Annotated in this window: 11 protein-coding genes; 8 read left to right on the top strand and 3 right to left on the bottom strand. The window is 34.9% G+C overall.

The window, feature by feature from the left end; genetic code table 11:
* Positions 1 to 60: 60 nt before the first annotated feature.
* The gene (locus ACP5P5_RS03310; RefSeq protein ID WP_428284690.1) at positions 61 to 1,074 is read left to right on the top strand and encodes a hypothetical protein; all 1,014 of its coding nucleotides are present in this window, start codon (positions 61 to 63) and stop codon (positions 1,072 to 1,074) included.
* On the opposite strand, the gene apaG is transcribed toward ACP5P5_RS03310, so the two are convergent.
* Positions 1,071 to 1,457: a Co2+/Mg2+ efflux protein ApaG gene (gene apaG, locus ACP5P5_RS03305; protein ID WP_111296288.1), complete on the bottom strand. Its 387-nt coding sequence runs from the start codon at positions 1,455 to 1,457 to the stop codon at positions 1,071 to 1,073. The two genes, ACP5P5_RS03310 and apaG, sit on opposite strands and share 4 nt — an antisense overlap.
* Before the next feature lie 147 nt (positions 1,458 to 1,604).
* On the opposite strand from apaG, the gene ACP5P5_RS03300 reads away from it, so the two are divergent.
* The 4 genes from ACP5P5_RS03300 (at position 1,605) to ACP5P5_RS03285 (ending at position 7,083) form a co-directional block, all read left to right on the top strand.
* Positions 1,605 to 3,059: an NADP-dependent isocitrate dehydrogenase gene (locus tag ACP5P5_RS03300; protein WP_428284689.1), complete on the top strand. Its 1,455-nt coding sequence runs from the start codon at positions 1,605 to 1,607 to the stop codon at positions 3,057 to 3,059.
* Positions 3,060 to 3,199: 140 nt separating this feature from the next.
* Positions 3,200 to 4,819, top strand: coding sequence for a pyruvate dehydrogenase complex dihydrolipoamide acetyltransferase (locus ACP5P5_RS03295; RefSeq protein ID WP_428284688.1), 1,620 nt, complete (start codon positions 3,200 to 3,202; stop codon positions 4,817 to 4,819).
* 358 nt (positions 4,820 to 5,177) lie between these two features.
* Positions 5,178 to 6,236, top strand: coding sequence for a hypothetical protein (locus ACP5P5_RS03290; RefSeq protein ID WP_428284687.1), 1,059 nt, complete (start codon positions 5,178 to 5,180; stop codon positions 6,234 to 6,236).
* A 31-nt stretch (positions 6,237 to 6,267) separates the two neighbouring features.
* The gene (locus ACP5P5_RS03285; RefSeq protein WP_428284686.1) at positions 6,268 to 7,083 is read left to right on the top strand and encodes a hypothetical protein; all 816 of its coding nucleotides are present in this window, start codon (positions 6,268 to 6,270) and stop codon (positions 7,081 to 7,083) included.
* Positions 7,084 to 7,188: 105 nt separating this feature from the next.
* Here ACP5P5_RS03285 and ACP5P5_RS03280 read toward each other — a convergent pair whose 3' ends face one another.
* A complete protein-coding gene (locus ACP5P5_RS03280) occupies positions 7,189 to 9,612 on the bottom strand; it encodes a zinc-dependent metalloprotease (RefSeq protein ID WP_428284685.1) in 2,424 nt (807 codons plus the stop codon).
* 169 nt (positions 9,613 to 9,781) lie between these two features.
* Entirely contained in the window at positions 9,782 to 10,279 is a 498-nt protein-coding gene (locus ACP5P5_RS03275; RefSeq protein WP_428284684.1) for a hypothetical protein, read from the bottom strand.
* Between the two features lie 188 nt (positions 10,280 to 10,467).
* Between ACP5P5_RS03275 and ACP5P5_RS03270 the strand changes: the two genes are divergently transcribed.
* The 3 genes from ACP5P5_RS03270 to ACP5P5_RS03260 all read left to right on the top strand — a co-directional run bounded on the left by ACP5P5_RS03270 (position 10,468) and on the right by ACP5P5_RS03260 (position 12,893).
* On the top strand, positions 10,468 to 11,196 hold the full coding sequence (locus ACP5P5_RS03270; protein WP_428284683.1) for a YqjF family protein: 729 nt from the start codon (positions 10,468 to 10,470) through the stop codon (positions 11,194 to 11,196).
* Positions 11,197 to 11,299: 103 nt separating this feature from the next.
* The gene (locus ACP5P5_RS03265; protein WP_428284682.1) at positions 11,300 to 11,659 is read left to right on the top strand and encodes a CoA-binding protein; all 360 of its coding nucleotides are present in this window, start codon (positions 11,300 to 11,302) and stop codon (positions 11,657 to 11,659) included.
* A gap of 55 nt (positions 11,660 to 11,714) precedes the next feature.
* Positions 11,715 to 12,893, top strand: a complete 1,179-nt coding sequence (locus ACP5P5_RS03260; protein ID WP_428284681.1) for a hypothetical protein — start codon at positions 11,715 to 11,717, stop codon at positions 12,891 to 12,893.
* The last annotated feature ends 7 nt before the right edge of the window (positions 12,894 to 12,900 follow it).

Here is a 12,900-nt window from a genome sequence, read left to right as displayed (position 1 = left end):
TTAACAAAACAAATAGTTGCACTTGCAGCAATGTGCTTATTTTGCAAAAAATATTGGTTTATGAAATATAGGTTGCAAATTTTTTTTGGCATCATCATATTAATGGCCATTGCTTGTTCACCCAAAAAAAAGTTGCCTGATGTTTCAAATATATCAATGCATTTAACGGTTCAACGATTTGAGCGTGATTTTTTTTCATTCGACACCTTGCATATTGCACGGGGATTAGATTCTCTTCAAAAAAAATATCCGGTTTTTATTAAAGATTATTTGTACAATATTTTAGCCGCATACCCACAGCCTGATAGTGTAGTGAAAGACGTTTTATTATTCCGACGTACGTACGCTGCCATTGATAGTGCCGTGCAAGTGCAGTTCCCCCATTTTAAAAATTATACTGAACAAATTGCGCAAGGTTTCCGATACTTTCATTATTATTTTCCCAAATACAATTTGCCCCATCAAATTATCACATTTGTTGGTCCCATTGAGGGCGTTGGTACTGCGCTTACTTCATCGGGCGTGGCAATAGGATTACAAGCTTATTTAGGCCATCAATTTCCGGCTTATCATACACAATATATTAGCGAAGTGTATCCCGATTATGAAACTCGCCGTTTTGAACCACAATATATAGTTGTTAACTGCATGCGCAGTATTATTAATGATTATTATCCCGAAAAGAAGGCAGGAAATCCATTAATAAATCAGATGATTGAACTAGGAAAGCGTTTATATGTTTTAGATGCCTGTTTGCCAACAGTTGCCGATACTTTAAAAACCGGGTATACAAATGATCAATTAAAGGGTTGTTATGATCATGAAAAAAATATTTGGAGTTTTTTTATACAAAACAATTTATTGTATGAAACAGAGCCTACCCAAATTGCATCTTATGTAAATGAAGGACCCGGAACACCTGAATTAGGCCCTGCGGCACCGGGTAACATTGGCCTGTTTACCGGATGGCAAATTGTAAAATTGTGGATGAAAAAGCATCAGGATGTAACTTTAGACCAATTACTCAATACACCTGCCAAACAAATTTTTGAAGAAGCCAAATATCACCCTTAGTTTAATTTAGCCGGTGCTATCATTTCAAAAACCGGAATGTTTACGGTAAAGTTGGTTTGAGTATCTAAGTTTAGCATAGTATAGTGGCCACTCATTTTACCCATTTCCGATTTAAAGTTGCAACCACTTACATATTGGTATTGGTGGCCGGGCAAAACAATGGGTTGAACCCCAACAACACCTTCCCCTTCTACTTCTCTTCGTTCACAGTTGCAATCATAAATAAACCAATGTCTTCTTAAAAGCTTTACCGGAAAAGCATTCAGATTATCAATCGTAATGCGATAGGCAAACATATATTCGTTTGTAAAGGGATTGCTGTATTCCGGCTGATAGAAAGTTTCCACACTAATTTGTATGCCTGAAGAAATTTTCGTAATCATAGGCTTTAAACTATGGGTATAAAGTTACTTATTTCACACAAAATATGCATTTTTTGCAATTAATGGCCTTAAAATGGCCTTTAGTAAGCTGTTTCGCAGCATACAAAGCATTGAATGCTTACTTTTGCAATCTAAAAAATTTGAGCCATGAATAAAATAGCAGTAGCAAAAGGCGATGGTATAGGCCCGGAAATAATGGATGCTGTTTTAACCATTTTCACCGCTGCAAAAGTTCCATTAGAATATGAATTTGTAGAAATGGGGAAATGGGTTTTTGATAAAGGTTACAGTAATGGAATGACACCCGATGCTCAGCAAACAATAGAAGCATTGGGTATTTTATTTAAAGGGCCCATGGAAACCCCTAAAGGTAAAGGCGTTAAGAGCGTGAATGTAACAGCCCGCAAAACTTGGAATACCTATGCTAATAAGCGTACTTTTCAAACACTGCATGGTGTTGATACCGTTTTTAGCAAAGCAGGCATTCCAATTGATATAACCGTTGTTCGCGAAAATATTGAAGATACCTATGGTGGAATTGAACATATGCTTACCCACGATGTGGCCCTTAGCCGCAGGTTTATAACCCGTCCCGGCAGCCATCAATTAATTAAGTATGCGTTTGAAATGGCCAAGAAAAAAGGTGCTAAACGCATTACTTGTGGGCATAAAGCCAACATTATGAAAATTACGGATGGCTTGTTCTTGCAGGTATTTTATGAAGTGGCCAAAGATTATCCGGAATTAAAAGCCGATGATGTAATTGTGGATGACTTGTGTATGAAGTTGGTTACTCGCCCCGATTTATTTGATGTGGTGGTTTTAACCAATCTGCAAGGTGATATTGTTAGTGATTTATGTGCTGGCTTAGTGGGCGGTTTAGGTTTTGCCCCTTCCGCCAATATTGGCGACCATATTTGCATTTTTGAAGCTGTGCATGGTACAGCCCCCGATATTGCCGGTAAAAACATTGCCAATCCAACAGCATTATTACTAAGTGGTATAGGCATGTTGCACCACTTGGGTTTAATGCAAACAGCTTCTTTAATTGAAAATGCATTGTTGTATACACTTGAACAAGGCATACACACAGGCGATTTTGGAGATAAAAACACCCCATCGCTTTCTACTACCGAGTTTGCAAATGCAATTATTCAAAACTTTGGTAAAACGCCAAAAGCAGGGGCTCGTCCACTATTGCCGAATATGCCTACCACGCAAACGCATTTTAAGTTAGATAAAAACCCAATGCTCGAGTCAATTGAAACCGAGAAAGAGCATATTGTGGGAGTTGACTTTTTCATTGAAAGCAATGAGCAACCCATTGCCATTGCTAATAAGTGTATGCGACATGCCGGAGTTAAGTTTAAATTGGTGAATATTAGTAATCGTGGTACGCAAGTATGGCCTACGGGTTCAGTTTATACCAATTTGGTCAATCAATATAATGTGCGGTTTGAAAGTATTGACGATATGCCCTTAAATCAAATGGATGTTTTGGGCTTATATGTTAGTATGAGTGGTAATTTTAAAATTTGCTCTTCTGAACTATTACTAATGTTAGGCAGCAAAAAAGCTTACTCATTAGCACAAGGGCAATAACATAAAGCAACAAACCTAATCAATAATTCAGTCGTTGAAAGAGAGCCAAGAATAAAGAATTGGTCAAATTTTTAAGGTTTACCTACGCAGTTCTTTTTTTTAACTTAATTTCACGGCTCATTTTAAAGAGCAATTGAACTATGGCAGAAGTGATATTAATGCCACGCCTAAGCGATACCATGACTGAAGGAGTTATTGCGGCCTGGCACAAAAAAGTTGGCGATACTGTAAATAAAGGCGATTTATTAGCCGAAATTGAAACTGATAAGGCTACTATGGAATTAGATAGCTACCAAACCGGTGTGCTTTTACATATTGGAGCTCCGGCTGGAGGAAAATTACAAGTAAACGATTTGTTGGCCATTTTAGGTAAGCCGGGCGAAGATGTGAGTGCCTTAGTAGCACAGCATACACCAGGCGCTGCGCCAAAAGCAGCACCCAGCAGTGCGCCTGCTTCTTCGCCTGCAGTTACCCAACCTGCTGCTACACCAGCAGTAGATGTAACTAAAATGGAAGAAGTAGTGTTAATGCCACGTTTAAGTGATACCATGACTGAAGGCGTTATAGCTGCATGGCATAAAAATATTGGTGATACCGTTAAAAAAGGAGAAATACTTGCCGATATTGAAACCGATAAAGCTACCATGGAACTGGAAAGCTATAAAGATGGTACTTTATTGTATCAGGGTGCAAAAGCAGGCGAGAAAATTCAAGTGAACGATTTATTGTGTATTATTGGTAAGGAAGGATTAGATGTAAATGGTATTGTTGCCGCATTAAAAAATGGTGTACCTGCTGCTGGTAATGCGCCAGCACCTGCAACTACTGCGCCTGTAGCCACTCAAGCTACTAATACTGCACCTGCTGCTACACCAACAGTAGTAAATGAAGGAAGAATTTTTGCTTCACCTTTGGCTAAAAAATTAGCGGAAGAAAAAGGTATTGATCTTAGATATGTAAAAGGTAGTGGTGACAATGGGCGTATTATAAAGGCAGACATTGATAATTATGTACCCAGTGCTGCGCCGGCCCCTGCTACTACAGTATCTATAGCTGCACCTATTGCAGCGTCAGGTCAGGTACGTTATGAAGATGTACCTGTTTCTCAAATGCGCAAAACCATTGCACGTCGTTTAAGTGAAAGTTTATTTACTGCTCCTCATTTTTATTTAACCATGTCAATTGATATGGATGCTGCTGTTGCCGCCAGAGCCAAATTGAATGAAAATGCCAAAGTTAAAATCAGTTTTAATGATTTGGTATTGAAAGCCACTGCCATGGCGTTAAAACAACACCCCAAAGTAAACAGTAGTTGGATGGGCGATTTTATTCGTTACAACCAGCACATTAATATTGGCGTTGCGGTAGCCGTGGATGAAGGATTATTAGTACCTGTAGTGCGTTTTGCAGACAGCTTAAGTTTAAGCCAGATTGCTGTTCAGGTAAAAGAATATGCACAAAAAGCAAAAGATAAAAAGTTACAACCCGCCGATTGGGAAGGAAGTACTTTTACCATTTCTAATTTGGGCATGTTTGGAATTGACCAGTTTACTGCCATTATCAATCCGCCGGATGCTTGTATTTTGGCCGTTGGCGGTATATCGCAGCAACCTATAGTGAAAAACGGACAGATTGTACCCGGAAATGTAATGAAAGTTACCTTAAGTTGCGACCATAGGGTAGTAGATGGTGCTACCGGCGCTGCTTTTTTACAAACATTGAAAAGTTTATTAGAAGAGCCGCTTAGAATGCTGATTTAATTGAATGGATAATAATTGAAAAAGTCCTGTTGATTCCTTGCGAATGAACAGGGCTTTTTTTTTAAAAAAATAATTAATAATATTACAAATGTGTAAATAAATGTAAATTAATAGTTTTATCAAAAATTCATCAAAAAAACCCGTGTTTTCATCATTAAAAAACAGTAAAATAAATTTTAAATTTATTAAAATATAAAATTATTTTTGATTTAAGTTAATAATTAATTAAAAATATTTTATGAAAAACATTAAAATTATTTTATGCGCTCTTTTTTTTGTTTTTGCGTCATGTAAAAAAGGAAGATTTGTATATAGCAAATCAGATTAACCAATTTAATATTTTTAAAAAAGCGATAATTTGAATCAAATATTTAAAAAAAAGGATGGAATATTAACTGATGTTAATTTATTAGATCAGGTTATATTTTCATTTAACAGCTATGAAAAAGTACATAATGTTAGTGATATATTAAAAAAATTTGGTAAGCCAAATTGGGATATTTCTATTGTCATTAAAAATGAAAACGGGTTTAATACATTGGTAACTCCTGTTATTAATGACGAAAACAATACAAATGCATTGATATTTTTTTACAAATACAGTAATAATAAGATTTTATTCAAAATCGTAAGTAAAAATAATACACAGCCTTTAGTTCCGAAATATGGAAACAAGGAAGCTACTATTTTTTCTGCATCTACACTTTTGGGCTTATTTAGTGCATCCAATAAAAATATACAATTGTTAAGTGATCTTGAAAAATCAATGCAACTTTCAACAAATAATATTGCCAATAACGGATTAATAATATCATATATTTATTGGGATTATACATGGGCATATTCTAATTCAGATGGTAGCGTAGTAGTTGGGGTTATGCCCCAATGCAGTTACCAGTTTACCATAAATTTGGGTGATATTATAAATATGAATGGCAGTTCAGGTTATCTTGATGATATTAATTGTGCAGAAAATTGCCCTATAATTTTTACTGATTTGGTTTCAAACTCTACGACAGCTTCCTATACCGTTTCTACACAGGTTGGAGATGTTGATGATTTTCGGAAATCTAAAATTATGCAATGGTTGATACTTACAAATCCAACTTTTCAACTAATTTCTATTGAATCGGGTATTGTAAAATTGGTCGATAAGCAAAGTAATATTTGGAATTGGGAGTCGTTAACACATCAAAATATTACAATGGCCGGCAATCCAATTGGTGGTGCGGTTTCATTTAATCAGGGAGTTGGTATCCTATCATTTGTAGCAGGTACTCCTAATGTTTTGTATGCGGGTATGTCACTTGATTTTAATGTTACTTATCATCCAATTTGTAATTGTACTGTTCCTAATTTACTGGATCAAGGTGTTAATTATAATTCTACAATCATTGGTTGGCCTGCAAAACCATAAATAAATTTTTGAGTTGTTTTATTTTTAAAAAATGAATAAATTATATACATTGATTATAATGTTACTTAGTTTAAACACAAAAATTAATTGCTTTTATTCTTCAGAAAATAGCAAGATTACAGGTTTTCAAATAATAGATTATTATGATATATATGTAACCAATAAAGATAGTCTCAATTCAATTAAATATATAAATTTTAATGATACTATTTCAGTTTTTAAATTAGAAAATTATACTTTGTATAAACTTAAACCAGTATATAATTTCCAAAATAATACAAAAATATTTAATTCTGAACGTTATTTTTTATTCAGGAATTTTGATTCTTTGGGGTATTATTTTTCTTCTATTTATGATACTTCTCATGGAGTTTATTATCCGGTTGACTCGTTTTTAAGAGTAAATGCACATTACGGACAGATAAATAATTTTAAAGATTCACTGGCAAAGGATAGTTCATACTTATATGCTACGATACGCTATGGAAATAACATTTTGCTGGAAAAATATGTGCATTTTGATAATTACAAAGGGAAAAATTCTTTTGATTCATTTTATTTATATTATGATTCATTTATGAAAAATATTCCATATAGTTTTTCTAACTATATGGATAGCTTAATGAAAATGAAGCTTTTCAAAATAGAAATTATCTTCAATAAAATGGTAGATGTTGAAACCGGGTTTATTATACCTAAAAGGAGAATTTTTATTGAACTTCGTAAAATGGACACTATGCCAGATGAAAATATTCATAATACTTTTATAAGATTTTTAAAACAAGCAAACATTTCTCTTTTTGTAAACTCATTTTTGCAAGTACAATCATTTTTTAAATTCAATTGATAAAAAAGCTTTGTTTGCATAATTGTGTTTTACTTTATCACATGTTTTGTATTGATGACTAATTAAATATCTATAGTTACAAGGTATAGCATTTTTTCACTTTTTTTAATAATCTTCCTCCCAACTACAACCAATAGGGGCGCCTGGTGGCGGTTCAATCGGTTGTGGCAGTTGCATTTTTTCAGGATGTTCTATTCGCTCAACAGCATAACTATAGTGCGCTGCTAAGGTTGGCCTTGCAGCAATTTGCGTGGCAGCCCATTTTTTTAAATCCATTAGCCGGCTATAAGAAATGGCTTTTACCGCATAATTGGCTTTCTTGTTTTGATATAAATCCAATAGCCAGCTAATAACCTGTTGTTGGGTTTGTAGTTGTACTTGTAAAGCCAAATCTTTTGATAAGGGTGCTTTCCAGGTTTGGTTAATAATAGCATCCAATACATCATCCCAACCTAAAGTATGGGCAATGGCTTTGTTCTCTACCAATCGGTTGGCTCGTTCGGCATTGAATAAAAAACTCATTTCAAAATTTACCAAAGCTTCTGCAGCCGCTAATGGATCGAATGCCGGAGCAGTTCTTTTCTCAAATAATTCGCCTACATTGTAATACATGGGTGGGCGGGGAGGTATTAGTTGAATGATGTTATTAGAAAGAGTTAATACAGTGGGTGATAAACATTGAAGCGCACCATTCAGTGCTTTTTGTTGCACTTCCATGGGCAATATTTCCGGTTTTTGTTGCAGATTGTCACCTCTTACTGAATAGCTGTAATTAATGCCTCCTATTATTTTGCAAACTGCCTCCAACTGATAGCGGTGAAAATTATATAACGGAACCAACACATCTTCTAATTTTGCCAAAGGTGTTCCAACGGTAATGGCTTGCTGTGAAAAGTTGTCAAGTGCTTTTGTTCTAACTTTCAACAATGTATTCAATTCATCAACCGCATCTTTTCCATTATCCCATAAATGTGCATAAGGGTGCATTCCTCCGGTAGCACGGGCATCCATATCGGCAATAAATAAAATACCATCTTTTGTATTCTTCTTTAAAATACTATCTAATGCCTGGGGTTCGTTTGTTCCGGGTTTAAATTGGGCATATCCATAAGTAATGGCCCTTTTATCCCATTCACCAATGCCATTGGTATAAGCGGTTGAAAAATCAATTTCATTTTTATTATTTACAAATACATCGGGATGAGGGTAATCCATAACCGAAGCTCTATTGTTATAGCTGGATGCGTAGTTATGTTGCAGCCCTAAAGTATGTCCAACCTCATGTGCAGCCAGTTGCCGCAAACGTTGCAACGCTGTAGCTTGTAACACCGGTGAAACAGGCTGGGTTGTTGAAAATGGTGAAAGCAAAGCAGTATAAATTAAATAATCTTGCCTTACTCGTAAAGAGCCCAATGTAACTTGCCCCTTTATAATTTCACCTGTTCTAGGGTCGGTAATGCTGGCACCATAACTCCAACCTCTGGTTGACCGATGTACCCAATTAATTACATTATATCGAATATCCATTGGGTCAGCCGAATCGGGCAATACTTTTACTTGAAAAGCATTTTTAAAACCAGCTGCTTCAAACGCTTGGTTCCACCATGAGGCGCCTTCAATTAATGCAGAACGAATAGGTTCAGGTGTACCATTATCAACATAATACACAATTGGTTTAACAGGTTCACTAATTGCTTGTTCAGGATGAAGTTTTATTAATCGATGCCTATTAATAAACATTTGTTGAATTTGATCGGTAAAGGGACTACTAAAATCATAATAACTTGTGCCAAAGTAACCACTACGAATATCATATTTCCGAGGTTTGTATTGATTGTCGGGTAATTGAACAAATGAATGGTGCATACGAACGGTAATGGCTTCTTTAGAAGGAGTTACAGAAGTAACCATTCTTCCTGCATCATCACCTCCTGTAAAGGTGATGGTTGCTTCCAATTCAGTGTTTAATGGAAAATTTTTAGTGTTAGGTAAGTATATGGCACTTCTACTTTCGTTTAATTGATAGGTGCCTTGCTTCATGGCTTTAATTTTAGCTGCTACTCCTTGTGCATCGCGCAATAAAAATGGGGTAATATCAATCAGATATTGATGGTTCTCTTGAGCAACAATATCAAAGCTTCCTAATACTGATTGTGCAAATGATTCTTCAACTGCTCTTTGTTCATTTTTATCATTACTGGTTGCACGGTATGCCAAATTAGGTTGAACAAGCAAAAGTTTTTTGCCTGCTTTGGTAAAATATACAATTCTTGAATTACCAATTAAACCTCTATCGAAACCTAAATCATTTGAACCAATACCGGCAGGCAAACTATTGACATACAAAAATTGCGAATCGGGTTTATTCACTAATAAAAAAATTTTACCATTAGTTTCATCCCACCAAAATGGGAAAAACCCTTTGTATGCCTGCATTTGTGCAGTTTTAGCACTTATCGAAGTAGTTACTTGTGAAAAGCCCCAATTCAATAAACTTACTAAAAATAAAGTAGTAAATACCTTTTTCATAAACATCATTTTGTTTTCTAAAGGTATTGAAAACTAGTTGCTAAAAAGGGAATACACTAAAAATTCAAGCATTAAAACACACCATACCAAGTGCAGAATTTTTGTAAAAAAAACTGCATTTACTTGATAAGTAAATGCAGTGGAAGATTTTCATTGAGTACAATGCAGGCTATAATCCATTTTCAGGTATATTATCATTGGCCGGCGCATCAGTAGTAATTTCTACTAGTGGAAATATCATTTCTTCAACAACTACAACCTCTTCTGCATTGTTAGTGGGTGCTGTTTTTGGTGATGCTACCTTTTTTGCTGCAACTTTTTTGGGAGCAGCTTTTTTCATTACTTTTTTAGGAGCAGCTTTCTTCGCTACCTTTTTAGGAGCAACTTTTTTAGCTGCTTTTTTGGGAGCAGCTTTTTTCACGGCTTTTTTAGGTGTTGCTTTCTTTGCAGCCTTTTTAGGAGCAACCTTTTTAGCTGTTTTTTTGGGAGCTGCTTTTTTCACAGCTTTTTTAGGTGTTGCTTTCTTAGCAGCCTTTTTAGGAGCTGCTTTTTTTGCAACCTTTTTAGGAGCTGCTTTTTTAGGTGTTGCCTTCTTAGCTAACTTTTTAGGGGCAGCCTTTTTAGCCGGTTTTTTTGAAGCTATCTTTTTTTTACTTGCTTTTGCCATAATTTAGATGTGTTTGTGTAATGGTGAAATAATTTGATACGAAAGTTAAATAATATCTTTTGTAAAATTGCATTCTTTCTTTAAAAATTGTATAAATATTTTATTGTTTTTTTGCTTTAATAATTCGTTACACTATAAATACTTGATTTTGTGCACAACTTTCATTCAAGTATATTGTTGAAATAATTATGAAAAATGATTCTACTGTTTTTTTAACTGCTAATTGGCGATATTTGATTTTTTCTAATTACACTGTAGCACCACATATTTTACAACCTTATTTGCCTGAAGGAATCGAATTAGATTTATGGAATGGCAGCGCTTATGTGAGTTTAGTAGGTTTTTACTTTACTGATACTCGATTAAAAGGTATAGCCATACCATTTCACCAGCATTTTGAAGAGTTTAACTTGCGGTTTTATGTAAAGTGGAAGCAAGGTGAAGAATGGAAACGAGGGGTTGTTTTTATTAAAGAAATTGTCCCAAAACCAATGATTAGTTATGTGGCACGCTGGTTCTATGGCGAACATTATTATTGTCTCCCCATGCAACATGCTATCATAAAAAATGAGAACAACCTATTTGTACAATATCAATTTAAGGTAGGCCAACAATGGAATTACATAAAAGTAGAAAGTAATACTGATTTGAGTTATATACCCGCACCTGATTCAGAAGCTTTTTTTATAACAGAGCACTATTATGGGTTTACCAGGCAATTTAATCATCGTACATCTTATTATCGAGTTGAGCATCCTTCTTGGCGAATTTTCCCAGTTTACAACTATCAAGTGTATTGTAATTTTTCTGCTTTATATGATAAGGCTTTTGAGCCATTTTTACAAGTTCCGCAATCTGTTTTTTTAGCTGAAGGTTCATCTGTAAAAGTGTATCAGAAACAAATATTACACGTGTAATTAATTACAATTCATTGATGCTATAAATACAAATACAAAATGCATACTGCATTGATTTCAAAAAAATCTTCCAATACCTTTGTTTTTAATTCAAATGCAGTATATGAAAAAAACAGTGGTTCTAGGCGCTTCTGCTAATCCTGAAAGGTATAGTTATTTAGCCGTAAACATGTTAGTACAAAATGGACATCCTGTTGTTGCTATAGGAAGCCGTCCGGGTTTTATTGGTAGAGTTCCCATTATTACCCAACATCCTGCTGAAAATGATGTGGATACTGTTTCCTTGTATGTAAATCCTGAAATACAAAAAAATCTTTACGATTATATTTTTTCATTAGATCCGAAACGCATTATTTTCAACCCTGGCACTGAAAATGAAACCTTGTGTGCTTTAGCTGAAGAAAGAGGAATTCAATGCGTAGAAGCTTGTACACTGGTTATGCTATCAACACACCAATACTAAATAATTGGTTGCATCTTACCCTTGTATTATATTCGTAAAAAACAGAAATAGTTATATGCAGATTAAACCGGTTGAAAAAGGAGCTGATATAAAAGCATTTTTGGAAGTGAATGCAAAGATGAATGGAAATAATCCCAATTATATTCGTCCATTGAATCACGAAGTTGAGGCAGTGTTTAATCCCAAAAAAAATAAATTATTTAAATACGGTACCATACAACGTTGGATTCTGCAAGATGACAATGGTAAAACTATTGGTAGAATTGCTGCATTTACCAATAAAAAATATGTGAATAAAGGCACTGATTTTCCTACTGGCGGAATTGGATTTTTTGATTGCATTAATGATCAGCAGGCTGCCAATTTATTATTTGATACTGCCAAAAATTGGTTGATTGCCCAAGGCATGGAAGCCATGGATGGCCCTATTAATTTTGGTGATCGTGATAAATGGTGGGGTTTGTTAGTTGAAGGATTTGATAATGAACCGGTTTATGGTTTAAGTTTTAATCCGCCTTATTACCGGCAATTATTTGAAGGTTATGGCTTTAAAGATTACTATAATCAGTTTTACTATGCCATGAAAGTAGATGATCCTTTGCCGGCACGTTTTGCAGAAAGATATGAAAAGTTTAAAGCGAAAAAAGGATACGAAGCAAAGCATGCTAATTTAAATGAATTAGAGAAGTATGCAGCGGACTTTGCTTCTGTTTATAATCAAGCATGGGCACAACATGGCGAAGCAAAAGAAATAACTAAAGAACAAGTTTTGAAACTGTTCAATTCCATGAAGCCGATAATGGATCCTAGGGCTATTTGGTTTGCCTATTATAATGAAGAGCCCATTGCTATGTTCATTAACATTCCCGATGTAAATCAGTATTTCAAACATTTTAAAGGCAAATTTGGTTGGAAAGAAAAATTACATTTGTTATGGATGAAACGTCGCGGTGCCTGCAAGCGATTAACGGGATTGGCTTTTGGCGTTATTCCAAAATATCAGGCACTTGGAATTGATAGTTTTTTAATTTATGAAAGTGCTTTACTGATTCAGGGAAAAGGTTGGTATCATACCTACGAAATGGGGTGGGCCGGTGATTGGAATCCTAAAATGATTAATATTTACAAAAGTTTAGGCGCATCACAAAGCCGGCGGTTAATTACCTATCGTTACATTTTTGATACACAAAAACATCCTTTTGAAAGGCATCCGGTAATGGAGTATAAACAATAATATCTTT

Source organism: Hydrotalea sp., assembly GCF_049968455.1.
Taxonomy (GTDB): domain Bacteria; phylum Bacteroidota; class Bacteroidia; order Chitinophagales; family Chitinophagaceae; genus Hydrotalea.
The sequence above is the reverse complement of the archived record's forward strand: the minus strand, read 5'-3'. Positions and strand labels throughout refer to the sequence as shown.